At 53.6% G+C, this 26,341-nt stretch carries 27 protein-coding genes; 23 read left to right on the top strand and 4 right to left on the bottom strand.

What is annotated here, in order from left to right; all coding sequences use genetic code 11:
* Positions 1 to 3: 3 nt before the first annotated feature.
* The 12 genes from KA369_14545 to KA369_14490 all read left to right on the top strand — a co-directional run bounded on the left by KA369_14545 (position 4) and on the right by KA369_14490 (position 11,426).
* Positions 4 to 579: a hypothetical protein gene (locus KA369_14545; protein MBP7737195.1), complete on the top strand. Its 576-nt coding sequence runs from the start codon at positions 4 to 6 to the stop codon at positions 577 to 579.
* Positions 580 to 763: 184 nt separating this feature from the next.
* A complete protein-coding gene (locus KA369_14540) occupies positions 764 to 1,135 on the top strand; it encodes a VOC family protein (GenBank protein MBP7737194.1) in 372 nt (123 codons plus the stop codon).
* A gap of 23 nt (positions 1,136 to 1,158) precedes the next feature.
* A complete protein-coding gene (locus KA369_14535; protein MBP7737193.1) occupies positions 1,159 to 1,791 on the top strand; it encodes a bifunctional 4-hydroxy-2-oxoglutarate aldolase/2-dehydro-3-deoxy-phosphogluconate aldolase in 633 nt (210 codons plus the stop codon).
* Between the two features lie 12 nt (positions 1,792 to 1,803).
* Positions 1,804 to 2,760 (top strand): class I SAM-dependent rRNA methyltransferase, encoded by a 957-nt coding sequence (locus KA369_14530; protein ID MBP7737192.1) that lies wholly within the window; start codon positions 1,804 to 1,806, stop codon positions 2,758 to 2,760.
* A 163-nt stretch (positions 2,761 to 2,923) separates the two neighbouring features.
* The gene (locus KA369_14525; protein ID MBP7737191.1) at positions 2,924 to 3,544 is read left to right on the top strand and encodes a hypothetical protein; all 621 of its coding nucleotides are present in this window, start codon (positions 2,924 to 2,926) and stop codon (positions 3,542 to 3,544) included.
* Position 3,545: 1 nt separating this feature from the next.
* Complete coding sequence (locus tag KA369_14520; protein MBP7737190.1) at positions 3,546 to 4,544, top strand: hypothetical protein; 999 nt, start codon at positions 3,546 to 3,548, stop codon at positions 4,542 to 4,544.
* Positions 4,545 to 4,794: 250 nt separating this feature from the next.
* Positions 4,795 to 5,820 (top strand): rod shape-determining protein, encoded by a 1,026-nt coding sequence (locus tag KA369_14515; protein ID MBP7737189.1) that lies wholly within the window; start codon positions 4,795 to 4,797, stop codon positions 5,818 to 5,820.
* Positions 5,821 to 5,893: 73 nt separating this feature from the next.
* The gene (gene mreC, locus KA369_14510; GenBank protein ID MBP7737188.1) at positions 5,894 to 6,775 is read left to right on the top strand and encodes a rod shape-determining protein MreC; all 882 of its coding nucleotides are present in this window, start codon (positions 5,894 to 5,896) and stop codon (positions 6,773 to 6,775) included.
* Positions 6,772 to 7,275, top strand: a complete 504-nt coding sequence (gene mreD / locus KA369_14505) for a rod shape-determining protein MreD (protein ID MBP7737187.1) — start codon at positions 6,772 to 6,774, stop codon at positions 7,273 to 7,275. Before mreC ends, mreD begins: the two co-directional genes overlap by 4 nt.
* A 67-nt stretch (positions 7,276 to 7,342) precedes the next feature.
* Positions 7,343 to 9,271, top strand: coding sequence for a penicillin-binding protein 2 (gene mrdA, locus KA369_14500; protein MBP7737186.1), 1,929 nt, complete (start codon positions 7,343 to 7,345; stop codon positions 9,269 to 9,271).
* Between the two features lie 23 nt (positions 9,272 to 9,294).
* Positions 9,295 to 10,614, top strand: coding sequence for a rod shape-determining protein RodA (gene rodA / locus KA369_14495; protein MBP7737185.1), 1,320 nt, complete (start codon positions 9,295 to 9,297; stop codon positions 10,612 to 10,614).
* A gap of 44 nt (positions 10,615 to 10,658) precedes the next feature.
* Positions 10,659 to 11,426, top strand: a complete 768-nt coding sequence (locus KA369_14490; protein MBP7737184.1) for a M15 family metallopeptidase — start codon at positions 10,659 to 10,661, stop codon at positions 11,424 to 11,426.
* Between the two features lie 23 nt (positions 11,427 to 11,449).
* On the opposite strand, the gene KA369_14485 is transcribed toward KA369_14490, so the two are convergent.
* Positions 11,450 to 12,172 (bottom strand): hypothetical protein, encoded by a 723-nt coding sequence (locus tag KA369_14485; GenBank protein ID MBP7737183.1) that lies wholly within the window; start codon positions 12,170 to 12,172, stop codon positions 11,450 to 11,452.
* Positions 12,173 to 12,365: 193 nt separating this feature from the next.
* A complete protein-coding gene (locus KA369_14480; protein ID MBP7737182.1) occupies positions 12,366 to 12,635 on the bottom strand; it encodes an RNA-binding protein in 270 nt (89 codons plus the stop codon).
* Between the two features lie 702 nt (positions 12,636 to 13,337).
* On the opposite strand from KA369_14480, the gene KA369_14475 reads away from it, so the two are divergent.
* From KA369_14475 to KA369_14440, 8 genes are all read left to right on the top strand, one after another.
* Positions 13,338 to 14,534 (top strand): ammonium transporter, encoded by a 1,197-nt coding sequence (locus KA369_14475; GenBank protein ID MBP7737181.1) that lies wholly within the window; start codon positions 13,338 to 13,340, stop codon positions 14,532 to 14,534.
* Positions 14,535 to 14,546: 12 nt separating this feature from the next.
* Positions 14,547 to 14,888 carry a P-II family nitrogen regulator gene (locus KA369_14470; GenBank protein MBP7737180.1) on the top strand — a complete coding sequence of 114 codons (342 nt, stop codon included), beginning with the start codon at positions 14,547 to 14,549 and terminating at the stop codon, positions 14,886 to 14,888.
* Between the two features lie 158 nt (positions 14,889 to 15,046).
* Entirely contained in the window at positions 15,047 to 15,658 is a 612-nt protein-coding gene (locus tag KA369_14465; GenBank protein MBP7737179.1) for an NAD(P)H-dependent oxidoreductase, read from the top strand.
* Positions 15,659 to 15,717: 59 nt separating this feature from the next.
* The gene (locus KA369_14460; protein ID MBP7737178.1) at positions 15,718 to 16,173 is read left to right on the top strand and encodes a GNAT family N-acetyltransferase; all 456 of its coding nucleotides are present in this window, start codon (positions 15,718 to 15,720) and stop codon (positions 16,171 to 16,173) included.
* A 316-nt stretch (positions 16,174 to 16,489) separates the two neighbouring features.
* Complete coding sequence (locus KA369_14455; protein ID MBP7737177.1) at positions 16,490 to 17,149, top strand: hypothetical protein; 660 nt, start codon at positions 16,490 to 16,492, stop codon at positions 17,147 to 17,149.
* A gap of 102 nt (positions 17,150 to 17,251) precedes the next feature.
* Entirely contained in the window at positions 17,252 to 18,409 is a 1,158-nt protein-coding gene (locus KA369_14450; protein ID MBP7737176.1) for an acetoin utilization protein AcuC, read from the top strand.
* 61 nt (positions 18,410 to 18,470) lie between these two features.
* Positions 18,471 to 20,399 (top strand): radical SAM protein, encoded by a 1,929-nt coding sequence (locus KA369_14445; protein ID MBP7737175.1) that lies wholly within the window; start codon positions 18,471 to 18,473, stop codon positions 20,397 to 20,399.
* 50 nt (positions 20,400 to 20,449) lie between these two features.
* Positions 20,450 to 21,226, top strand: a complete 777-nt coding sequence (locus KA369_14440; protein ID MBP7737174.1) for a cyclase family protein — start codon at positions 20,450 to 20,452, stop codon at positions 21,224 to 21,226.
* Here KA369_14440 and KA369_14435 read toward each other — a convergent pair.
* Positions 21,198 to 21,833, bottom strand: a complete 636-nt coding sequence (locus tag KA369_14435) for a TetR/AcrR family transcriptional regulator (protein ID MBP7737173.1) — start codon at positions 21,831 to 21,833, stop codon at positions 21,198 to 21,200. The two genes, KA369_14440 and KA369_14435, sit on opposite strands and share 29 nt — an antisense overlap.
* Positions 21,834 to 22,123: 290 nt before the next feature.
* On the opposite strand from KA369_14435, the gene KA369_14430 reads away from it, so the two are divergent.
* The 3 genes from KA369_14430 (at position 22,124) to KA369_14420 (ending at position 25,311) form a co-directional block, all read left to right on the top strand.
* Positions 22,124 to 23,029 carry a 4Fe-4S binding protein gene (locus KA369_14430; GenBank protein MBP7737172.1) on the top strand — a complete coding sequence of 302 codons (906 nt, stop codon included), beginning with the start codon at positions 22,124 to 22,126 and terminating at the stop codon, positions 23,027 to 23,029.
* A gap of 21 nt (positions 23,030 to 23,050) precedes the next feature.
* A complete protein-coding gene (locus KA369_14425) occupies positions 23,051 to 24,346 on the top strand; it encodes a GMC family oxidoreductase (GenBank protein ID MBP7737171.1) in 1,296 nt (431 codons plus the stop codon).
* 77 nt (positions 24,347 to 24,423) lie between these two features.
* Positions 24,424 to 25,311, top strand: coding sequence for a 4Fe-4S binding protein (locus KA369_14420; protein ID MBP7737170.1), 888 nt, complete (start codon positions 24,424 to 24,426; stop codon positions 25,309 to 25,311).
* Positions 25,312 to 25,403: 92 nt separating this feature from the next.
* Here KA369_14420 and KA369_14415 read toward each other — a convergent pair whose 3' ends face one another.
* Positions 25,404 to 26,033 (bottom strand): TetR/AcrR family transcriptional regulator, encoded by a 630-nt coding sequence (locus KA369_14415; GenBank protein ID MBP7737169.1) that lies wholly within the window; start codon positions 26,031 to 26,033, stop codon positions 25,404 to 25,406.
* Positions 26,034 to 26,341: the final 308 nt, after the last annotated feature.

Below are 26,341 nucleotides of genomic sequence, written 5' to 3'. Positions count from 1 at the left end.
CTCATGAAGTCCCGGCTGCGCAATTCTAATTCTATCAGGCTGCTCGCCGTCCTTGTCATCACGATGGCGGCGGGCCTCTACTTCGCGGGCGTTCCCGGATCCTGTCCATGCCGCCATGGGGTGTCGGCGGCGGGGCTCTGCGCCATGGAGCCGTCCGAGGGGGTTAAGAATTTTTTTCTTCTGCAGAAGCACTACCAGTCGTGGCACGACGGATATTTCGGCAGCCGCCATTACCATGAAGGCAAGCTGCGCTCTTTTCTCCTGAGACTCCTGGGCAGGGAAATTACCACTGAAAATGATTTCATTATAGTTACCCCGATGGGGAACGATGACAGGAGCGTCCTGTGCGTGTTCCAGACCTACCGGTGGCTTTATATCCACGGAAACCTGGATGTAGAATCAATGAAGAATGCCGTTGGTAAAGATTATGCCGCCAGGAATGATGCCGAGCGTTCCCGTATGCTTCTATCCCTTGGGGGAAAGGTGAAGAATTTCAAGCTCGATTGGGACGCCCGGGGTGACGTCATACACATCTATCTCGAAAAGGTCACGGTTTTTTCCGATAACGGGAAGAAGTAACGGCGCCGGTTCCAATCATTTTTTCACCGTATCCCGGTATATTGATTGACATAATCCGCCTGTTTTGAAGAATATAACTGTTTGGCGGGATTATTCCCGCCTTTTAAGTATCTTCAGGGCTACGAAATTTTCCCGGCCCCTGGGCTGGTTTAACCAGATTTTTTAACACAGACACGAGGTAGCGATGATAGTCATAGAAAGCATAAACCATATAGGGATCTCCGTATCGAACCTGGAGGAATCGGTCAAATTCTACAAGGAATTGTTCGATTTCGATACCATTGACAAGGCCAGCGGGCCGGGCATCACCTTTATCAGGGTTGCCGATATCACCATCGGACTCTATGAAGTGCCGGGTTACAAGAATGCCGATGGCACCAAGAACAGGATTTCCTTCTATGTCGACGAGGAGGATTTCGAAGACGCCGTTGATGAGATCCAGGAGCGGGACATCGAGATCATCTTTGGGCCGGAAGACATCCGCAAGGGGAAAACGGTCGTGTTCCTCGATCCGGACGGAAACCAGATAGAGCTCTCATACCCGATGGTGGGGTAATAATCCGCGGGAGAACGATGCCGGTGGAACAGGATCTTGTATCTATACTCAAAAAAAACAGGGTCATACCGGTAGCGCAGTTTGACAACACCCAGTCGGCTCTGAAGACCGCGGAGCTTCTGCTGAAACACTCCATCAATATCATTGAAATAACCTTCCGCACGGCCGGAGCCCTTGAGAGCATCAAGGCCGTGCTCAGGGAGTTTCCCGGGCTGACGGTCGGCGCCGGGAGCCTTCTTACCATGGAGGCGCTCCGCAATGCCATCGACGCAGGCGTGGCCTTCTGCGTCGCCCCTGCCCTGGATATGGAGCTGGTCGATTACGCTGCTTCCCGGGGTCGTCCCTTCATTCCCGGCGTGGCCACTCCCACGGAATTGAACATGGCGCTGAAGAAGTGCGCGGTGATCAAGCTCTTCCCGGTTTCGGTGCTGGGCGGCCCCGAATACATCAAGGCAGTGGCCGCGCCGTTCCGCGCCAGGGAATTCCACCTGGTCCCGACGGGCGGGGTGACCCAGGATAATTTCCTTGAATACCTGAAGCAGGACCGGGTCATATCCGTCGGCATGTCCTCCATCGTCGACAGCGCCCTGATCAAAAAAGGCGACTACGCCGCCCTTGGGGAGCGAATGAAAAAAGTGATGACGGCCCTGCCGTAACTCCCCTGTGCGATGCAGATCGAAACCTTCCTTAAAAAAGCCATTCTCAAAAGAGAAAAGCTTTTTACAGACACCGCCACCGATTGTTATCGCCTCTTCAACGGTGACGGAGACGGCATGCCGGGCCTTACCATCGACTGGTACGGCCGGTATATCCTTGTCCAGTTTTTTGACGATGGCCTGATTACCGCGGTCGATGATATTCGATCATCGATCCGAAACATTGAACCAATGCTTCCCGCCAGGCCGGAGGGGATCCTCCTGAAAAACAGGCTCAGGCCCGACGACACGAGGGATATCGCCTCGGCCATGAGGAGCGTCGTCCTGGAGGGGGCGGAGCCCCCCGAGGGGTTCAGCGTCCGCCAGAACGGCATCCTGGCCCTGGTCGACCTGGTGGGTGGTCAGAGCACCGGCATATTCCTGGACATGAGGGAAGTGCGGGACCGCCTTGGCGGTTACTACACTTCCTCTGATACCATGCTCAATCTTTTCAGCTATACAGCTCTTTTTTCGGTCCACGCGGTCAGGCACGGCATCACCGGCGCGGTCAATGTCGACCTTTCAAAGGGGGTCCTGGAGCGCGCCAGGGAAAATTACCGCCTCAACGGGCTGAAAGTCGACGAGCGGGATTTCATCTACGGGGATTCCCTTGAATGGATCAGGCGCTTCAGGAAAAAGGGAAAAACCTTCTCCCTGGTCGTCTTCGATCCTCCCACGTTTTCACGGAACAGGCGAAGGACCTTTTCCACGAAAAAAAATTACCGGGAATCCCTCGACCTTGTCAGCGGCCTGGTGGAGAAAGGCCGCGTACTCACGTCGGTCAATTCCCATGGGATATCCCGCGAGGAATACCTCTCCTTTCACCCGGCGGATTGGGAGCTGGAATTTATCGCCAATGAATCATCGGATTTTACCCACCGCGGCAATCCCTACCTCAAGGTCGGCCTCTGGAAAATAAAAAACTCTTGACAGGTCTGTTTTCAGCATAAGAAAATTGTATAATTGACGGTTCAAGAATCACTAATCAATGATATTTCCCCCGCCGCCGAAGGCGGCGGGGGAACAATAATTAATAAGTAATTTTGAAACAAGTCTAACTTTTACTGCTTGGTAGTCTATGTTATACCTTTCATTGGCTCTGATCTTCCTGGGGATTATCATCTTCCTGTACTCCATCATACTTGACGCGAAAAGACGACGCGATAAGGCCCATGTGGCCGCGGATCCTGACAGTGTCGGCGCTCAGGCCGATAAGGCTCCGGTCAGCGGCGGTGTCCCTGAATCACAGGGGTCCTCCGCGGCCAGAGGCGGCGCGGGTAACCGCGGAAAGAGGGTGCCGAGGAGCGCCCCGGCCGGGGCGAAGGGGCCCTCTCAGGAAGAAAAACGATCCGTCGGCGGTGCTGCACCGTCCAGGCTGGAGGAGAAGGCCGTCCTGTTTGAGGATAAGTCTGACATCATCGATTATGGCAATGAGTCGGGAAGTATCGATCCCAGCCTGGAAAAATACAAGAACATCAAGCGTATCGGCAGCGGCACCATCAGCGTCGAGCCGGGGGGATTGACCTTTTACATGGGCAAGAAGATCTACCGCTACGATTATCACCGGATCCGCGACATCAAGGCCGGCAAGAGCCACCTGGCGGTATTTCTGATGGGAAGCGGGTCGGTTAAATTATTCATAATTGAGCCTGGTGCCGATATAATTAATGCGGCCATTAATGCCTTCCGGGAATATGTAAGGAGCTCGGCATAGCATGTACGACAGGTATAAAAGCAAAAGAAAGAACACCGGGATTTTTAAATTTTTAGGCATTATCATACTGGTAGGCGCCCTTATTGCCCTTGGCTTCAATTACCGGCATTATTTGGCCTTCTGGAAGTACGGCCAGAACAAGCTGGAAAAGCGCATCGACACGGTAAAAAGAATGAAGGACCTGGTCAAAAAGCGGGAAGCCCTGGCCGATTATGCCGACTTATACGAAAAGCAGAAAGAGGAGCGCATGGTCGATGCTGACCTGTTCTTTCATTCCGGCGAGATCCACTACCTGATGGGGGAAACCTATCTTCCGGGCAGCTTTTCCGAGCTTTTCATCAATGACAGGACCGATGAGGTCAGCAAGGAAGCGAGGCAGGAGTTCCTGAAGGCCATCAGGGACATCAAGAAGGGATGCGCCCTCGGTAACGACGCGCCCGACGATCATCACAGCTTCATGCTTGCCAAGGCCGCGTTTTATACCGGTTTCTACAGCCCCAGGGATATTTTCGAGATGGTCGAAAAGACCGGCGATTCAGCCAGGCTCAAGGATATTGAGAACGTCAGGTTCTTCGCGGTTTCCAATATCATTAATAAAAAAGAGGATCTCGGCCTGAAATACCTGGCCCAGAACGGCATGGTAAAGGACAATATCCAGGGACTCCTGTTTTACGCCACCGCGGAGCGCGTAGCGAAAAAGTATACCGGCGCCATCGTGAGTTATAAGGATGTGCTCGCCCGGACGTCGGATGAGGGCATCCGGAAGCTGGTCCACGTCAATCTCGGCAAGATTTATTTCAACCAGTCGCTCTACCGCGAGTCTCTCGATCAATTCAGCCAGGCGTTAAAAATCGACGAAAAGGATACCACGCCCAAGATATGGATCGGCAAGAACTACTCTGCCATGGGTGAGAAGGACAAGGCCAAGGCGATCTGGAGCGAGGTGCTGACGACGGACGGAGCTAATACGGAAGTGAAGCGCCTGATGGGGACCATGTGACATTGCAGTGACGATGTAAAGCACGCCCCGTTGACAACGGGGCCTACTTTATTAGAAAAATAATGATAATCACTTGACAAAAATCGTGCTTATTGTAGTAGAAAGTTCTGTAATCAGTATTTAATGCCATCGGAAAAGCCGGCTGCGAGTGCCATTACAGAAGTACCAATAAAACCGTCCTGACCCCCCGGAGGGGGCTTTTATTTATCAGGATGACGTAAAAATCGCTACTTACCAGAGGAGTATATACATGTTTCTTGATTCGCTCTACGGGATGTTCTCAAACGACATGGGCATCGATCTTGGCACCGCCAATACGCTGGTCCATGTCAAAGGCCAGGGGATCGTTCTTTCCGAGCCGTCGGTTGTGGCAGTGCAGACCAGCACCGGCAAGGTCCTCGCGGTTGGCCATGAGGCGAAGCGAATGCTGGGGAGGACACCGGGCGATATCGTGGCGATCCGCCCGATGAAGGACGGCGTTATCGCCGATTTCGAAACCGTTGAGAAGATGATCCGTTATTTCATCGCCAAGGTGCACAAGAGAAAAGCCCTGGTCCGGCCCCGCGTCGTTATCGGCGTTCCGTCGGGCATCACCGAGGTGGAGAAGCGGGCGGTGCGGGAATCCACGGAGCAGGCGGGAGCGCGCGAGATATTCCTCATCGAAGAGGCCCTGGCGGCCGCCATCGGCGCCAATATCCCGATCCATGAGCCCGCGGGCCACATGGTGGTCGACATCGGCGGCGGCACCACGGAGATCGCAGTCATATCCCTGGGCGGCATGGTCATCGCCGATTCCATACGGATCGCCGGGGACGAGTTCGACGAGGCCATCGTCAAATACATGCGGACCCAGTACAACCTGGTCATCGGCGAGCGGATGGCTGAGGAAGTGAAATTCAGGCTCGGGAACGCCTTCCCGGAAAAGAAAATTGAAACCATGGAGCTGAAGGGGCGCGACGCCATATCCGGTCTGCCCCGCACCCTCGAGATAGACACCACCGAAGTCCGCAAGTCCCTGAAGGAGCCGGTGGACCAGGTGCTGGACGGCATCAAGCATGTTCTGGAAAAGACGCCCCCGGAGCTTGCGGCGGACATCGTCGAGCGGGGCATTGTCATGACCGGGGGCGGCTCTCTCCTGAAAGGCCTTGATAAATACATCAGCAAGGAAACCGGCGTCCCGGTCATCCTCGCGGAAAACCCGCTGACCTGCGTCGTTCTCGGGGCGGGCAAGTTCCTCGAAGAGCTCAAGCACCTGTACCGGGCGAATTTAAAATAGCATGCAGCAGGAAAGCGCGGTCACGTGACCGCGCTTTCAATTATATATCACCAGTAAAAGAGAATTATCAGAATTGGAATTCATAATACGACATAAAAGCGTCGTCGCCTTTATATCCTTCACGCTGTTTTGCATCATCTCACTTTCAATCCAATCGAGCACGCTGGTCCTCACAATGGAGGGGATCATCAGCGCCGTCACCATGCCCTTCCAGAAGGCCTATGACGGCGTCCAGGGAGGCGTGTCGCGGCTATGGGCAGGCTTCACCGAGCTGACAGAGGTCCGCGAAGAACTTAAGAAGACCAGGGGCAATCTGCAGAAGTACGAGTCAATGGCCGGCGAGATGAGCGAGATAAAACGCGAGAACGATCGCCTCCGCGAGCTCCTGGGCATGAAGGAGCGGGTCGAGTACGCGTCGATCCCGGCGACGATCATATCCAAGGACCCTGACAACTGGTTTCGCACCATCATCATCAACAAGGGCTCCGGCGACGGCATCAAGGTGAACATGCCGGTCATCGCCTACCAGGGCGGGCAGAAGGCCGTCGTGGGCACCATCATCGAGGTGCGGGGCAGCATCTCGAGGATTGCTCCGATCATATCTCCCTCGGTCAGGATCGGGGTAAAGCTCCAGGAGAGCCGCTTCCCCGGCCTCCTGTGCGGGTACTCGGGCAACTCCAACCTCTGCAAGATGGATTACATCAGCCGCGCGGCCTACATAAAGTTCAATGACATGGTGATAACGTCGGGCCAGGGTGGTGTGTTCCCGCCGGGCCTCCTGGTCGGCGCCGTGATCAAGTCGTATTCCCTGGAGTCGAGCGCCTACCAGCGCGCCATCGTCAAGCCGGTCATTGATTACAATCTCGTGGAAGACGTCTTCGTCATCAAGAAGGACCTGGACAAGGACCTCTTCGAGATATTCGATGAAGATAAGGAAAAAGAGAAGGAACAATGATATTATCGTACATCTATACCGCTGTTATCATTCTGGTTTCCCTCCTGGTGCAGGGCCATGCCTCCTTCGACGTTGTCCGCATCGCCGGGGTGAAGCCGGACCTCATGTTCATCGCCATCGTCTATCTTTCATACTGCTTTGGGTCGTTCTATGGCGAGGTCACGGGCTTCGTCAGCGGGCTCCTGCACGACGCGGTGTCGAATTCGCCCCTGGGCCTTCTGACCTTCCCGAAGGTGGCGGTCGCCTTCATCGTGGGCATGTTCGGGAGGCAGCTCTTCAAGAACAACATCCTCACCACGTCCCTGCTGCTCTTTGCGGCGTCGCTGGTCAAGGGATTGCTGACCCTCTTCCTCTGCTACGTGTTCCACGAGGCGTCGGCTTCTTCCATACTGAGCATCATCCTGCCGGAATCGTTCTACAACGCGCTGCTCGCGCCGCCGCTGTTTTACATATTCGACAAGATATTCGAACGGGAGCTGGAGCGAGAGGGGTACATGTAACATGCTGATGCAGTCGTCCTTACGAGCGAAGCTTCAGGAAGCCTTCCGGTTACGGATGTACTTTTACATGACGGTGACCGCCGTCGCCTTCGCGGCGCTGCTGCTCCAGCTCATCAACCTCCAGCTCATACAGGGAAAGGAATACAAGGCCAAGGCGCGCCTCAACATGGAGAGCAACGTACCCATACCGGCGGCGCGCGGCGATATCTATGACCGCAACTTCAAGGACGGCGAGAAGAACGTTGTCATCGTGTCCAACCGGCCGTCTTTTAACATAACCACCATACCGGCGAAGTTCAAATCAAAAAAAAAATTGTATGAGATCCTCGATCTCATGTCCCGTCTCTTCGACGTCAACAAGGATGAGATCATAAACGAGATCAACAGCGGCAATCCCTGGGAGCGGATCGTCCTGAAGGAGGACGTCGAGTTCGACACCATCGTGAAGATAGCGTCACACCAGGACAAGTTTCCCAACATCGACTGGGAGGACGCCTCGGTGCGCGTGTACAATTTCAGCGAGATGTTCGCCCACCTCGTCGGGTACGTCGGGAGCATCAGCCAGGACGAATACAAGAAGCTCAAGACCGAGGGATACAAGCACTACCAGAAGGTCGGGAAGTCCGGCATCGAGAAGCAGTATGACATCCTGCTCCGGGGACGGGACGGGTACGTGCGCCGCATCGTCGACGTGCGGCAGAGGACCGAGGGCGAGGAGGTCGGCCAGCGACCGGTTGCCGGGGACAACCTGGTGCTCACCATCGATTACACTATCCAGAACGTCCTCTACGACGCGATGAAGGACATGAAGGGCGCCGCCATCGTGCTGAAGCCAGCCACCGGCGAGATAATTGCCATGGTGAGCAAGCCCGATTTCGATCCGAACCTCATCATATCAAAGAACAACACCGATATCATCAAGCAGCTGCAGAAGGACAAGGAGCGTCCCTTTCTCAACAGGGTAATCCAGTCCAAGTACCCGCCGGCGTCGACCTTCAAGCTGGTCACCGCGGTCGCCGCCCTGGAGACCGAAAAGGCCACGCCGGAAAAGTCGTACTACTGCCCGGGCAAGTATACGCTCAAGGGCTACAAAGACCATGATTTTTACGATTACGACGCGCACGGCACCGTCGACCTCTACTGGGCCATCGCCAAGTCGTGCAGCGTATATTTTTACCAGCTGGGCCTCCTGACCGGACCCACGGTCCTCATGCGCTACGCCGAGGATTTCGGCCTCAACCAGAAGTCGGGCATCGATATTCCCGGCGAGGTGGCCGGCTTCGTGCCTTCGCGCCAGTGGAAATACAAGGCCTTCGGGCAGCCCTGGTTCGACGGCGACACGGTCAACATGTCCATCGGCCAGGGCTTCCTCCACGTTACCCCGATGGGAATGTGCGAATTCGTATCCGCCCTGGTCAACAACGGCATCGTGTACCGGCCCCATCTGATCAAGGAGATCCGCACCAACGACAACAGCCGGGTACTCAAGACCTTCCCCCGGAAGAAGATACGGGAAATCCCGCTGTCTCCCCTTACCCTGGAGGCGGTCAAGAAGGGCATGCGCATGGGTGTCATGAGCGGAACGTCGGGACGGCTGGGATACCTGAAGGTGCCGGTGGCGGGGAAGACCGGCACGGCCCAGACCAGGTCCATTCGGCAGGAGAAATATTCGCAGCATGCCTGGTTCGTGGGATATGCACCCTACGAGGGCACACCTGAAAGCTCCATCGTCACGGTGGTCCTTGTCGAGTACGGCGTCGCCGGTGCGGCAAGCGCCGTTCCGATCGCCGAGAGGGTCTACACCAAGCTGAACGATCTGGGCTATTTTACCGGGGCCGTCCCGATACTGGCGCAGCCGGATACGAAGAAGAACGAGCCTGCCGGGAAAAAACAGGTCCTGGCTCCGCAGCTCCCATTGAAGAGGGACGGCGCCGCATCCCGGGGCATGGCGCCGCCGGCGCCCGCCAGGCCGGGTGACATTATCAAGGTGCGATAAGCACGTGTTGAACGAGGGATTGTATGCTGATCAGTAAAGAGGGATTGAGCAAGATAGATTATACCCTTGTCATTGCGGTGATTGTGACCGTTATCATAGGGATCCTGATGATCTACAGCGCCGGCTTCGATCCCATCGACAAGGTGAACAACGGCCTGTACCGGAAGCAGATCCTCTGGTTCATTTTCGGCTTTATACTCATGCTCGGGCTGACCATCCTCAACTACCAGTCGCTGGGGGAGTTTTCGCTCCATATCTACGTCGTGCTTGTTGTCCTGCTGATCATAACGACCATTTTCGGGACGCCGGTACGTAATACCCGGGCGTGGCTCAACTTCGGCGTCTTTTCCATACAGCCGTCGGAGTTCATGAAGCTCGCCCTGGTCATCATCCTGGCCAAGTACCTTGAACTGCGCGAGCGGGACATCAACAAGCTCCGCGAGCTGGTCGTCCCGGCTTTGCTTACCTTCATACCGATGCTCATCATACTCAAGCAGCCCGATTTCGGGACCGCCATCATATTCATCCCGATCCTGTTGACCATGCTCTTCGTGGGCGGCGCCGATATCTCCCACCTTGTCGCCATCGTGCTGATCGCGACGATCGCCATGGTCGTACCCATGGTGCTCACGTACCGTGAATGGATCGGGGCGGAAGGATCGAATTTCCTCCTCGATTTCTTCCAGGATGTGAACCTTCTCCTCATCGTGTCGGGCGTCCTCCTCGCGATCACGCTGGTGACCTTCGTGCTTCACTTTTTTTCCGTGAAAAAGTTCTTGCGGAAGATCTACGTGCCCGGCATCATCATATCGCTGGGCCTCATGACGTCGGTCGTCATCCAGAAGCTCTTCAAGGTGTATCAGAAGCGGAGGATCCTGGTTTTCCTCAATCCGGACCTTGACCCGCAGGGATCGGGGTACAACATCATCCAGTCAAAGATAGCCATCGGCTCCGGCGGCTTCTTCGGCAAGGGCTTCCTTAAAGGCTCCCAGGCGCAGCTGGGCTTCCTTCCTGAGAAGAGCTCGGACTTCATTTTTGCCGTGGTGGCGGAGGAATGGGGGTTTTTCGGCTCCGTTATCCTCCTCGGCCTCCTGGGGTTCATCGTCTTACGCTGCGTCCAGACAGCCTTCGAGTCCAAGGACAAGTTCGGCGCCCTCCTGGCGAGCGGCATCACCACGATCCTGTTTTTTCATATCCTCATCAACATAGGAATGGCCGTGGGCATCATGCCGGTTACGGGCCTCCCCCTCTGCTTCGTGTCCTATGGCGGATCAAACCTGATGATGTCCATGATCTGCGTGGGCATCATGCTTAACATCCGGGCGCGGAAGTTCGTGTACTGATCGGGCGCCTTTCAATGTCCGGCCCCTCCGGTCGGCGGGGAGTCATGATGAAGAAGATAATAATTTTAATGATGGGATTGGCCTGCTGCTTTTCCCGCTGCTACGCCGCCGATGACGAGGCGGTCTATGGCGCGGTCAAGCCGGATGACTATGTGACCGGCAGGTTCGACCCATCAAAACAAGAGATGTTTGTCTCCCTTGCCGACACGGGCATTCCCACCAACAAGTGGCGCCACCTTCTCCGGCGGGAGGCGGCCGAGGCGCTGAAGAAGATGTATGACGCCTTCAGGAAGGAAAATCCGAAGGCCCCCTTCTGGGTCCAGAGCTCTACCAGGAATTTCTACGACCAGAAGGGCATCTGGGACGGAAAGTGGAACGGCACGATCACGGTGATGAACGTGTCCCTCAATAAAACGATCAGGGACCCGCTGAAGCGCGCCCTTGAGATCCTCAAGTATTCGTCGATGCCCGGAACATCGCGGCACCACTGGGGAACGGATTTCGATCTCAATGTGCTGAATAACAGTTACTATGAGACCGGCGAAGGAAAGCAGCTCTACCAGTGGCTCCTGAAAAATGCCGGGCGCTACGGCTTCTGCCAGCCCTACACGTCAGGGAGAAACGCCGGATATAATGAAGAGAAATGGCACTGGTCCTATGTCCCCCTGTCAAAGGTCTTCATCGTCAAGTGGAATGATCTCTATCGGAAGAATCCCGGGGCATTCTCAAAGAAAGGGCTCTTCTGCGGCTCCGAGGCCGCCGGAAAGCTGGCTCCCGCCTATGTGAACGCCATACAGAAGGATTGCGACTGACGCGGATTGACCGCGATTTTTCCTCAGAAGATCAGGAGCAGGCCCAGCCCGATCGATACTCCCGTGGTATCGTAATTGAATTCGCCGGACCTGTTGTCAAAGTGGGAAACGCCGGTTATTCCAACATTGAACCGCGTGTCCTCCGAGGTGCGGACCAGGAAGCCGAAGCCGAAATGCGTGGTGAATGAATTTATGCCATATTCCCTGGCAATGCGCTCCAGGGACGTGGACCCGCGAAGATAAAACTTCCTGTAGCCATAACCGATACCCGCGGTAAAATAGGGCGTGTACGGATACTTCTCAAGATCGAGAAGCAAATAGCTGAATTTGAAGGGCAGGTCGAATTCCACCACATGGCCGTTCAGCCTGGTGCGCAGAATGCTGTCAAGGAGGCTGGATTTGGTCTTGCGAAGCGATTTCGCGTTTGAATAGTGAAGGGTCGTGTCAAAGACCATGATGAATTGGCCGTACTGAACTCCCAGCGGGATCCCGAAGCTGGCGCTGCCGAAGCCTTCCCGCGCATTGACTCCCCCGGCGATACCCATGATGAATCTCGGCTCCGGCTCCTTATTCACTAAATCCCGCACGGTCTTTTTTTTGTCATCTTTCTCATAAATATACTGGGCCGTCAGGATGCCCTGATCATCTGTCAGGCCGGCTGCGTAAAGGCCTGCGGGACGAGCGATGAGCATGGCCAGGAGAAGCGCCGGTATGGTTATTATGGCAATACTAATCCTCTGTTTCATGACGGTATACCTGTCGTTAAGTGGGTGTCGCGATATCCGGCTGAAAACCGTCTTCGCTACCAAACAGATAGATCGCCTGCGGTCATAAAATCAATAAAAAAATGAATTTCGGAATATTTTGAGATGTTTGCGGCATGGTGGATTGAAAGGGCGATACTATCCCCGTCTCCGCCATGAACATAGGAAGGAGAAATTATTTGAAGAATCTGCCAAACAGATAGATGAAGCGGTTTTGCAGAGAGTTATCCATGATCTGAATTTTCATCGATCTGCCCCAGAGTACGGAGCCATCTAGCTTTTTACATGCCCGCTTTGCCTCTGAAACGGATGTCATTTCGACAAAACTAAAACCCTTGTTCATCCTGATCTTTTTGATGTCACCATAGATGGAAAAGAGATTATCAAGGTGCTTCTCCGTTGTCATGGTATCCAGGTTCTCCACCATGAGTCTGTTTGTTATCATGTGCTGTCTCCTTGTGGTTTATGATTCAGCAACAAGTTAAAAATATGAATATACGCTCATGGGGACAAATCAAATATTATGACAAACATTACAGCCATGTAAAATGAATCTCCGTTTATTATCCCCGCTAACTTTTTTCGGCATTGTTCTATAGTAATGCTAAATCATCGGCATGGGCCTGGCCTCGCTCCGCGGTTCCCGTCCTTCGGCAGTTCGAAAGATTTATTTTGAACGCAGACCTCACCCGCGCGATGCGCACGCCGAACGCTTTTTGGCCGTCCTGGCCGCGTTCGGCACTGCGACCTCCTGTCGGGAGTCTCTCCCTGGCAAGAAGATGGTTTCAGGGGAAATGAATTCTTAAATTTCTCCCCTCTCCATTTATGGAGAGGGGCTGGGAGTGAGGTGGAAATAAAAGAGACGCGCTCCCCGAGCGGAGCCGAGGGCGGTTTTGTTACGGCGGTGTTACGGCGGTGTTACTTGAATGTTAAATTTGCCCGAATTGGATGATCTTGAAAAATTTACTTTTGACGATTGATTGCGCAATTATTAACTATTGACCCATGAGCATCGAAAACGGCATAAAAAAATAACAACTGTTATGCATTAATTGCCGTGTTTCATGTGGTCTGCGGCCCTGTGTGCCGGCAGATAGATATTTCAAAGAGGAGGATTATCATGGTAAATTACATTGACACTGCGTGGATGCTTATCGCGACAGCCATGGTAATGATCATGACGCCGACACTGGCCTTTTTTTACGGGGGGCTGGTTCGAAAAAAGAATGTTCTTTCGGTGCTGATGCAGACCTTTGTGATCCTGTCGGTCATTTCCCTGCAGTGGATCCTGTTCGGATACAGCCTTTCCTTCGGCCCTGACCTGGGACGCGTGATCGGCAGTCTCAGCTACGCGGGACTGAACGGCGTCGGCATGGAGCCGATAGCCGGCCAAACGATACCTCACCAGGTCTTCATGCTGTTCCAGATGATGTTCGCCGTCATCACCCCGGCCCTCATTATCGGGGCCTTTGTCGAGCGGATAAAGTTCAGCGGCTTCCTCGTCTTTGCCCTGCTCTGGACGACATTGATATACGATCCGATGGCCCACTGGGTGTGGTCGCCGGACGGATGGCTGGCGAAGCTGGGCGCCCTTGATTTCGCAGGGGGAACCGTCATCCATATCCTGGCGGGCGTTTCCGCGCTGGTCATGGCGCTCATGCTCGGCAGGAGGAGCGGTCTTCCGAACGGGCATGCGCCTCACAACCTGCCCCTGGCCGTTCTCGGCGCGGGATTTCTCTGGTTCGGGTGGTTCGGTTTCAACGCGGGGAGCGCCCTCGCGGTGGGGCCGGTCACCGTGTCGGCCTTTTTGAACACCAACACGGCGGCGGCGGCGGCGGGCGTAACCTGGATGCTCCTGGACTGGATGGAGAACAAGGTGCCTACCATGCTGGGCGTGATAACGGGTATCGTGGCGGGCCTGGTGGCCATTACGCCGGCGGCCGGGTACGTGAAGCCCATGGCGGCCATAATCATTGGCGCCTCCGGAAGCATTGTCGGCTTCATATTCGTAACAAAGATCAAGGCCCGCTTTAAATATGATGACTCCCTTGACGTGTTCGGCGTTCACGGCATGGCCGGCATAACCGGCGCAGTCATGACCGGCATTTTCGCCACCAAGGAGATCAATCCCGCCGGCGCGGACGGTCTTCTCTACGGGAACCCGTCGCAGCTGCTGGTGCAGATCCTGGCGGTCGCCGTGGCGATTGTTTTCGCCGCCGTGGGAACATTCATAATTTTTAAACTGGTAGATATGACCATAGGCCTCAGGGTTGATGCGAAGGATGAGTATATCGGTCTCGATCTTACGCAGCACCATGAAGCGGGCTATACGGTGATGGAATAAGGAGGACAGACCATGAAATACGTTATCGCGATAATTAAGCCGCACAAGCTCGAAGCGGTAAAGGCGGAGCTGGAAAAGGAAGAGGTGCACCTCATGACCGTCACGGAAGTCCTCGGGTGCGGAAGACAGAAGGGCATCGCGGAGGTATACCGCGGAGTGAAGGAAGTGGACAACCTTCTGCGGAAAGTGAAGCTTGAGATCGCCGTAAACGATGATTTTCTCGAGAAGACCATTGGCGCCATAACACGCGGAGCCGGCGAAGGAGAGATCGGGGACGGAAAAATATTCGTGTTCGATCTCAAGGATTGCATACGGCTCAGGACCGGCGAGCGGGGTGGGACCGCCATTGGATAAACCGGTTGCCGCCTGAATTTTCCACTTTGCGTATTGTTTAATAACTGTGGCAGTCCCCCCTTAATGAAAGGGGGGATTTTTTATGGCCGGGCGCGGCCAGAGGGCAGCTCTTTCATATTTGGCTTGACGACCGGTGAATCCGGTATCATTCAATAACCATGGAATGTTATAGGAAAAAGATTATAGTCATGGTCGCGCATCCCCGTGAAGGGAGCTTCAATCACGCAATAGCTGAAACCGCCGCCGCGGCGCTTCGCGACCTTGGTCACGAGGTTATATTCCATGATCTGTACAGGGAGGAATTCGATCCGCTGCTTCCCGATAATGAGATTCCCAGGGACGGAGATGTTGACCCGGTGGTCCTGAGGCACTGCGGCGAACTGCAATCCTGCGACGGGATAATTATCATCCATCCGAACTGGTGGGGCCAGCCGCCGGCGATACTGAAGGGATGGATTGACCGTGTCATTCGCCCGGGCGCTGCCTATGAGTTCGAGGAGGGCGATTCGGGCGAGGGAGTGCCGGTGGGATTGCTTGCCGGTAAAACCGCCCTGGTCTTAAATACCTCAAATACTCCGGAGGAGCGCGAGCGGGTGGTTTTCGGCGATCCCCTCGAGCTCCTCTGGAGAAACTGCATCTTCGAGTTCTGCGGTGTCAGCGTCTTTTACAGAAAGATGTTTCGCGTCATCGTGACCAGCACCGCGGAGCAGAGGAGCCAATGGCTCTCTGAAACGAGGGACCTGGTGAGAAACTATTTTCCAGGGACCTGATAGGTCTTGCCGGTAAAGAAGGGTCCTATGCGGGTAATGAATTAAAAGTGGTAGAGGCAATGAAGGATTACACATATCGAAGTATCAACAAAAATGATATCTTCCTTGTCAAGAATCTCTGGTCGAAGTTGAATGATATCCACCATGATGACTCGATCTATTTCAAGGATCATTTTGCATCATTCACTTTTGAGAAAAGGATAACAAAGTTCGCCGATTGTGGCGAAGAGTCGATCATGATACAGGTTGCCGAATCGGACGACCGCACGCCGGTGGGGTACTGCATTTCAACTGTTGACCGGGATGGCGTCGGTGAGATTGATTCTATCTTTGTTGACGATCACCACAGGGGCAACGGGATTGGTGACATGTTGATGCGTACCGGTATTTCCTGGTTGCGGGAACGGGGCTGCGCAAAGATCAGGGTTGGCGTGGCCCATGGACATGAATCGGTCTTCCTCTTTTATCAGAGATACGGGTTTTTCCCCAGGATGACGTTTCTTGAAATGAAGTGATTTGCGGCTACACCGATAACTATCGGCCATCCCAATGCCATTTCGTGCACAGAACATCTTTCATACCGATAACTATCGAGACCCGCTGCCGATTGTTATCGGTATAATCGAAATCAAAATGCCGAAACAGGGATGCCTGTGCTCCGGTTGCATTAGAGATCCTAATTAATTTTGACCCGGACCCTGACAGGTACCGATAACTATAGGGAAACCGCTATTTTTGCGGTTCTTGCGCAGAGTGTATCTTTACAAATATAAAAAAATGATGACATTTTCCCTGGATGGTTAATACATATTCATGTGTAGTTCATGATCCATGATAAGAAAGAGTGATATCATCAATCCACGGGAAAAGTATTTATTGCCAGGCCCTGACCAGGTCCGATTTGCCGTGGCAGGCCAAACCCTTTCCCTGGTCCTTGGCTCATGCATTTCCACGGTGTTCATAGGAAGAAACAGCGGCTATATCGTTTCCGCCAATCACATCATGATTGCCCGTGAGCGCAATTATGGGGTAATAGCAAAGAAAAGCGCCCGCCAGCAGATAGACGAGATCCTAAACACCTACCACGAAGAGTTCCGGATCCCGGACGAGGAGATCCGGTGCCTCCACGTGGTGGGGGCCGGGAAGAAGGTGAATGATACATCGTTCCGTGTCCATGATGAGAATATCGAGGAGACCAGGCTGGTCCTGTCGGAAAAAAATATAATCACCCTCTTTGACGATACGCGGAGCTATTATTTCGCGACCTATTCCCTCAGCGGCGGCGATTTGTCGGTGTTCATAGAAGATAAGCTGGGAAACACCCATATGTCTTATATCATTGACCTGGACAAGCTCTTTTCCCTTGATCTGCAGAAGCTGTCAGGCCTGCCCGCGTCCGCGCTGAAGCCGCGTAACAGGGGCTTCGAGGAGTTTGTTGATCATGGCGCGATCGTATTCATCACCGGTGAAAAGAACAGGGCCAATGTTTGATCGCCGTCCTTCATCGCTCCCGGGGCGATTTTTTTATTTATTCTATTTGATTTTTTATTCTGCGCGTCCTGATAATGTTCAAGGCGGCCCATGATGCCAAACATGAACGACCATGACAACGCGGACCGGTTGAGGAAGGTTCTGATTTATTCTGATAAGCTCGCCGGCTTTGATTTCGGCCCGACCCATCCCTTCAAGCCGGCCAGGGCGAAGCAGATGATGGATCTTCTCTCCCGGTATTCGCTCCTCCATGAAAAAGACCAGCTGATTGTCGATCCAGAGCCGTTTCTGGAAGAGCACTTTTACGGTTTCCATGACAGGGCCTACCTCGGACTCCTGAAAAAGGCGGACCAGGGCGGATTCACCATGGATATGCTCGAGGCGGGTCTCGGGACCGATGACTGTCCCATCGTCCCCGGCCTCTGGGATTTCTGCATCGGCGCGTCAAGCGGCACATGCCTGGGCGCCGCCATGCTCGCGGAAGGATCGGCGCGGGTGGTCTTCAATCCCCTGGGGGGGTTCCATCATGCAGGACGCGCCCATGCCGAGGGATTCTGTTATATCAACGACCTGGCCGTTGCGATCAATGACCTGACAAGCCGGGGCCTCCGCGTCGCCTACATCGATATCGATGTCCATTTCGGCAATGGCGTAAGCGACGCCTTCGCGGACCGCGGCGACGTGCTGTGCGTATCAATCCATGAATCGGGAATGACCATCTATCCCTGGACGGGCTTTGTCGAGGAAATCGGCGAAGGCAAGGGAAAAGGATACACCGTCAATATACCCCTCATGCAGGGGAGCGATGATGAGATTTTTATCGGCGCCTTCGAATCCGTGGTGCCGCCCCTCGTCGAATCCTTCAAGCCCGATATCGTAGTTGCCGTCATCGGCGCGGACACGCACCGGGAAGACCTCCTGGGTCACCTGAACGTCACCAGCGGCGGCTACGAGAGGGTTGTCAGGATCATCAACGGGTTGTCGCCGAAGCTCCTGGTTGCCGGCGGGGGCGGGTACAACGTGTACAAGACGGCGGCCCTCTGGACCCTCGCGTGGGCAGTCCTGTGCGGCCTCGAGCCAGCGGACACTTACGCGGGAATTATAGGCGGCATGATGTACGGTCCCGAGGCCCATTCAGGTACCCTCCGCGACCAGCCCTATGCGATATCGGGTAATCTTAAAGATAAATGCGCCGCTCATGCCCGGGACATGGTCGAATATCTGAAAAAAAACGTTTTTCCCATTCACGGCATAGGATAGCGGTTCACCGCGGCTGCGATATCTGAATCGTCGATCTTGTTATCATGACACCGGGGAACCATTGAAGATACTATTAATAAGCCCGAGCGGCACGGATGATATCATAAGCAGGACCGTGAAGGACATCCCCTACATGGATTCCGGCGCCTTTTTCGCTCCCCACGCCCTTGCGGCTGTGGCTGCCCTCACCCCTCCCGGCCATGATCTGGTCCTCCATGACGAGCATATGCGCGGCCCCGCCGATGACAGTATCATCAATGGGGCCTTTGACATCATCGGCGTTTCCCTGATCACGAACCAGCTCCGGCGGACCCTGGAGATAGCCGAATTCGTGAAGGGGAGGGGCGTGGGAGGCTGCTTCGTCATCGGCGGGATCGGGACGACCAATGTGATGCGGAAGCTCAAGGACCTGGCCGATGTCATCTTCATAGGAGAGGCGGAGGAAACGTGGCCGCAGTTCATCCGCGACTTCCGGGCCGGCTCCCACAAGAAAACATACCAGCAGATATCGAAACCGGACATGGAGAAAACCCCGGCGCCCCGGTGGGACCTCATCAGCCCTGACATCCCGAAGTACGGAGCCGTGTCCGTGCAGACATCCCGGGGGTGCCCCCACGACTGCAGCTTCTGCGACGTGATCTACACCTACGGACGGAAAATCCGGAGCAAGTCCCCGGCCCAGGTTATCCGGGAGATCGGGCTCCTCATGGACCTGGGCGCGAAGATGATCATGATCGCCGACGATAATTTTACCGCTAACCGGGCCTACGCGAAGGAAATCCTCCGCGACCTCGTGGTCCACAACAATTCCCGGAAAATGCCTCTCAGCTTCATGACCCAGGTCGATATAACGGTCGCACAGGACAAGGAGCTCCTGGAGCTTCTGGCCGATTCCAATTTCTTCGAGCTCCAGATCGGCATCGAGTCCTTCGAGGCGGAGTCGCTGAAGCATATGAACAAAAGGCAGAACCTGACCCTGGACATCGTGGAGGCGATCCGGACCATCCAGTCCTACGGGATCGCGGTGCAGAGCCACCTTATCATCGGCTCCGACGCCGATACCACGGCGACCTTCGACCGCACGGCCGAGTTTGTGAGATCGGCCAATATCACGCACCACTCCTGCCATCCCCTGATGGCGCCGCCGGGTACCAGGCTCTGGTACGAGCTGAAGCGCCAGGGACGGCTGGTGGAGACCGATGACCGCCTTAAGGACCAGCTCGATATAACAAGCAATATCATCCCCAAAAACATGACTCGCGTTGAAATGATGGAAGGGATGGCGCGGTACTGGGAGACCGTGACGGCCGTGAAGCACTACCTGCCGCGCGCCATCGGGTTTATCAGCGGCATTACGCGGAAACCACGGGTCAAGGAGCCCGGCCTGGGCGGCCTCTGGTCCATCAGGGGGATGCTCTTCAGGGTATTCAAATATTATTCGACGGGAGTTCCGAAGGAGGACCGGGAGGCCTTTTTTACCCTGTTCCGGGCAGCATCGTCCAGGGGGAGGCACCTGGTGCCGAAGGCGATCTTCCTGTACACGCGCTATATCATGGACCGGATCCGAGATACCCACAGCATCGCTGTCGCCCGGGAACAGGCGGCCTGGGAGCGCGCCAATGCCGATGGCGTAACCGTGCTGCCGCCGGAAGTCCCCCTATCCGCCAATTTTCGTGAACATTATAAGGATATATTCAGAACTGCATATTTGCGCGTCAGGCAGTCGGCTTCCTCAATGGAAGAGTTGTACCGCGTAGTCCTCGACGCGATGATAGATTATTCGGACCGCCTTGATAGTATAGAAGAGTTCGATGATGTCCAGCGCGAGAATATCACCCTGTGCTGTGAAAGGAGCCTGGCTAAACCGCGCGGGGCCTTGGAGCCGGGTGACTTGGCTTTTCCCGAATCCCCGCCCTTCGGTTTCGAGCGGGAAATGCTCGATGCCCTTGATCACGTGAAACGATACGCCCGCGATATGGCCTCCGGATAGATCAGGGGATCTGAAGCCGGCAGGATATAAAAAATCAAAGGAGAATGATTATGCCGAAGCTTATCGACTGCAGCATTGCCATAGAAAACGACCTTCCCTCGGATCCGCCGATGATGATTCCCAAGATACAGTACCTGGGTCATGATTCCGGCGCTGAACAGATGAAGCTCTTCTTTCCCGATATCGATCCGAAAAAGGACCTCCCCGGCGGCAAGGGCTGGGCTGTCGAGATCGTCACTCTGAGCACCCATGGGGGCACTCACCTTGACGCGCCCTGGCATTACCATCCCACCATGGATAAGGGGGTGCGATCCCTTACGATCGACGAGGTTCCCCTGGAATGGTGTATCGGCCGCGGGGTGAAGCTTGATTTCCGTCATTTTGGCGACGGCTACCTGATCACGGCGAGGGACATGGAACAGGCCTTCAGGGACATCGGCCACGATCCTGCCGAAGGGGAAATCGTGCTGGTGAATACCGGCGCCGACAAATGGTGGGGAAAGCCGGAGTACCTGCTCAAGGGCTGTGGCATGGGGAAGGAAGCCACCCTTTGGCTATGCGACCGCGGCATACATGTTGTAGGGACCGACGCCTGGAGCTGGGACAGGCCCCTGCCGCTTATTGCTAAAGAATTCAAGGAAACTCGGGATCCATCAATTATCTGGGAAGGGCATTTTGCAAGCATTGAAAAGGGATACTGTCATATTGAAAAACTGACGAATCTTGACAAATTGCCGGCCCAAGGATTCACCTTTCATTGTTTTCCGATTAAAATCAAGGGCGCCAGTGCTGGTTGGATCAGGGCTGTTGCGATGATAGACGACTGACCAAAATGCCGCCCATGATAATCTGGTAAAACTCATCGGCCATTTTTTCAATATTGAGCAGCCCATCTCCATTGCTCTTTTTAACCACAAAATAGTAATAATCAACCCGGAGAAAGGCCCCTGCGGCGATGTTGGCGGCGAGTTCGACATCAATATCCGGCTTCACTATGCCCAGTTTGATGCCTTCCTTGATATAAATCATGATATAATCCAACAACTGCTGTTCAAAACGAACCAGGTAAGGCTCGAAGATTTTATTGAGTCCCGGCCCTATTCGGAGATATATATTGCAAAGATCCTCATTCTCTTTGAAAAATTTGAAGCTTCTCCTGATAAGAATCTTCAACATTTCATGGATATTATCTTCCCTGATTTCTGAAATATCAATGGAAGCAACTTCCTCCCATTCCTTGAGGAATTTGATGAGGAGGGATATAAACAGATCCTCTTTATTCTTAAAATAAAGGTAAAAAGTACCTTTTCCGACCTTGGCTTCCTTGATTACTTCTTCTACATATGTCTCATAATAGCCTTTTTCTGAGAATATTTTCTTTGAACATTCAAGGATTTGATTCTTTCTGAGTTCTCCTTTCATTCTTTTTTGCATGATTGGGTAAAAAACTCCTGAAAATGTTGTGAAAAATACCGATCGGACGGTATTTTTTATTGACATTTTATAGAAATAATCATATTTTGTCAATAATATATATCAGACCGGACGAGTCCGGATTATTTTTTGTTGACAGTATACATTGATATTTTATATGTTATTTAAGTGATTGGTTGATTGTCCAATCAAAATTATTGAAAAAGCACACATTTTAATATCATGAATATTAGTGACACTATCAGTATCATTGTCCAACAAGAAAAATATTAAATATGGAGTGATACAGCATGAAAGCATCAACAAAGATTATGATGAAGAAGCATGGATGGAGATTTGATCGGTTCATTCATAATTATATTTATTTCAAGTTCTATCATCCCTATGTGAAATTTGTTTATTATCTCTTTAAATACCTATCAAAGTATCTTTCATGGTTCAAGCCCCTCAACCTGATCCTCTCAATGGCCCTGTCGCGGTATCACTCTAAAGTTCTATCCTTCGGCGATACAAAAAAGATATTCACGCTGAACGAGAATATATCGGCCATATCCGCCCAGAACAAAAAGATTGTGCCCTTTAAATATGCCCACAAGATCCTGTTCATGGAACCGGAGCATATCGCGGTCATGGACTGTCCCTGCAAGGTCGCGCTGGGCGATAAGGATGAGAATATATTGTCCTGCCTTGCAGTCGGAAAGGGGCTCTCATCTTTCTGGCTGGAGCATGGGAAGAAGTACAACGCGAAGAAGATCAGCCAGAAGGATGCCCTGGCGCTGATAGAAAAATTCAGGGGGATGGGTTATCTCACCCAGGCGTTCTTCAAGGTGGCCACCGGCGGCAGCACCGGAGTCATCTGCAACTGCCACCCCGACACTTGCGTGTCCCTCCTGGCCACGAAATTCGCGAAGAAATTCGACAATAAGTTCACCATGAACGCGGATTCTGGATACTCGGTTGAGTTCAAGGAGAAGAAATGCAAATGGCACGGCACCTGTGAAGAGGTGTGTCCCGTTGGAGCGATCAAGGTGGATAAGGCCTCCAAAAAATGGATCTACGACAAGGATGCCTGTATCGGCTGCGAGCTCTGCGTGGAGCGCTGCCCGGAAAAGGCCCTCTCCTTCTACAGGGATGCGGCCAAAACGGTTCCCCTTGATATTGATATCGTGAAAAAAGAATTTGTCACGCCTAATTAATTTTTTATCTGGAGCATTACCATGAAGAAGGAGCAAAGAAAGGAATACGACGTGATCGTAGTGGGGAGCGGGGCCGCCGGCTGCACCGTGGCCCGGGAGATGACGAAGAAGGGAAAGAAGGTCCTTCTCCTCGAGAAGGGCGGCCGCATGGAGTGGCTGGGCAATACGGCCACGGTGGCGACCATGATCGACCTGCCGACCCTGCTGCGCAACTACAAGGATATAGTCATTTTCGTGAACAACTACGGCGGCGCCTCGAACATAGCCGCCGGGTGCGCGGTGCCGCCGCCCAAGAAGATATTCGCCCCCCTGGGGATCGACCTTGCTAAAGAGGCGGCCGAGGCGAAGAGCGAGATGTGGATCCAGCCGATGCCGGACGAGCTGATCGGCGAGAACAACATGCGCCTGCTGGAGGCGGCCAACAGCCTGGGCTACCACTGGCAGAAGGTGGAGAAGTTCATCGATCCGGGCAAGTGCAGCGGCTCCGGCAACTGCATGCTCGGGTGCAAGACCGGGGCGAAGTGGACCGGCCGCGTCTTCGGCGACGAGGCGGTGGCCGGCGGCGCGGACCTGAAGCTCCACGCCAACGTGAAGGACGTGATCGTGGAGAACGGCAGGGCCGTGGGCGTTGCCCTGAAGAACGGCGAGCGGTACTACGGCAAGGCGGTGGTCCTCTCCTCGGGGGGCCTGAACAACGTGCATATGCTCCGGGGCGCCGGCATCGAGGAGGCGGGCAAGGGCCTCTGCTGCGACTGGCTCTCCTTCGTGCAGGGGATCATCCCCGGCACCAACTCCCTGGGGGCCACGCCGATGAGCGTGGGTACCATCGAGCACTATGACGAGGACGGCCTCTGCATCCTGCCGGTGGCCCCGAACTGGGCGCTCTTCCTGGGGATTATCGCGCTGTCGGGACCCACGCATCTTTTGAAGATGGCCAACTTCATGCGGTATACCAGCATCATGGTGAAGGTGCAGGACGATACCACCGGCGAGATCAAAAAGGGGAGGGCCTTTTCCAAGCCCCTCACGGCCAACGACCAGAAGAAGATCGACAAGGGCGTGGAGATCATCACGAAGATCTTCAAGAAGGCCGGCGCCAAGGAGAGCAGCGTCTATCCGATGAAGGCCGCCGGCGCCCATCCGTCCGCGACCTGCCGCATCGGCCATGTGCTGGACACCAACCTGGAGACGCAGATCAAGGACCTTTACTGCTGCGACGCCAGCGTGTTCCCGTCGTCCCTGGGCGCGCCCGTGGTCTGGACCGTGGTGTCCCTCGGCAAGAGGCTCGCGAAGCACCTGGATAAAAGGCTTAAATAGGTAATACCGGATGGCCGATCCCTGACAGTGGGATTGGCCATCTTTGTCGTTTTTGGCATTATCTGACGGGAGGAACCATGAAACAATCGACGAAAGATATTTTTAAGAAGCATGGCCGCCGCTATGACAGGGCTATCCATAATTATATCTATTTTCGATACTATTATCCTTACATAAAAACGCTCACCACCGGAGTTCTCGCCCTGAAGCGCTTCATGTGGTTCAAGCCGCTGAAACCGGTGGCCAATTTCATCTTTCATCGCTATCATTCAAAAGTCCTGTCGATGAAGGACACGAGAAAGATATTCGAGCTGAACCAGGACCTTCGTCTTATTTCAGATGAAAACAAACAGATTATACCATATAAGTATGCGACGAAGATAATATTCCAGGAACCAGAATTCATCGCGGTGATGGATTGTCCCTGTAAAAAATCGACCGGCGCCCCCCAGGAAGACCTGAACTCATGCTTCATGGTCGGCAAGGCCGCTCAATTCTGGCTGGATAACAAGAAGTATAACGCGCGAAGGGTGACCCAGAAGGAGGCGCTGGAGATAATTTCCCGGCTGAGAAAAAAGAAATACATAAACCAGTCGTTTTTCAAGGTGGCCACCGGCGGGAGCACCGGCGTCATATGTACCTGCCATCCCGATTACTGCCTCAGCCTTATCGCGACTCGGCTCACCAAAAAGCTGGGCGACGGCGTGGTGCCCGTGTCGACCACATCGGGCTATTCCGTGAAACACGATCCGAAGAAATGCAAACAATGCGGCACCTGCGCCACGGTCTGCCATTTTGGCTCGATTACATTTAACGGCGGGAAACGGGAATACGGCAGCGCTGAGTGCAGGGGATGCGAGCTCTGCGTTGAGAGCTGCCCTAATGGAGCTCTGGAATTGTACGTCGATTCCGGCAAGCCGCTTCCGCTGGACCTTGACAGAATAAAAGAAAAAGTGATGGCATGAGTCGGGCATATTGCCCTGTAGAACCCCACATAGGATGTAACGATTGAAGCCCTGGTAAGGCAGGAAGCCTTACCGGGGCATTTTGTGCTGATTCAGGACTGCGCAGGCTGCCTGTTCTTGTAGAGGACGCCGAAAAACAGCATGTTGAAAAACTCGTTCACCAGCTCTTCAATGTTCGACGATGCCGCTTCGTCGCTTTTAAGGGTAAAATAGTAATAATGAACCCGGAAAAAAGCCCCTGCCACGATATTCGCCGCCAGTTTGACATTGAAGGATTTGTCGAGATATCCGAGGTCGCGCGCTTTTTCAAGATCTTTGATGATGTAATCGAGCATCTGGATTTCGAAATTCTTTAAATAGGGCTCGATGATTGCGCTCAGGCCGGGGGCTATGCGAAAGTAGAGGTTTGACAGCTCTTCGTTTTTTTTAAAAAAGATAAAGCTTTCCAGCGCGACTTTTTTGATGTAATCGATATAGGACGTGGATATGTTTTTATCTATGCCGATGGAAACGGAACTCTGCCAGTCATTGAGGAACATGAAGAGAAGCGATACGAAAATATCCTCCTTGTTCTTGAAATTTCTGTAAAAGGTGCCTTTGCCGACGCCGGCTTCCTTAATGATTTCATCGACATAGGTGCTGTAAAAGCCTTTTTCCGAAAATAATTTCTTTGCCGCTTCGATAAGACGTTGTTTGCGAATTTCGTTCTTTTTAAGCTGCATCGTTGTTCCCTGGATCTGGACAGAATTGTATATTGTCTTTATCGATTGTGCCACTGACATGAGGCAGTATATAAAGCTATGCCAGACATTTCAATTAGAAAAAGTTTGATGTGGCCCCAATGGAGCAGCTTTATTATAATTGTGACATTATTGCATATTAATGATATGACGCTTTTTACAAGACCAGGATGCTTTTTATATAAATACTAACATCTGTTAGCCGAAAATTGATGTATATAATCCGGTTTGCAGGTTACCTGTTTTTTATACCGGAGCTCTAAAGTGATGAACAGCACTGCATCCATGAT

It is taken from the genome of Spirochaetota bacterium, assembly GCA_017999915.1.
Lineage (GTDB): Bacteria > Spirochaetota > UBA4802 > UBA4802 > UBA5550 > RBG-16-49-21.
This window is presented reverse-complemented; position numbering and strand designations above follow the sequence as displayed.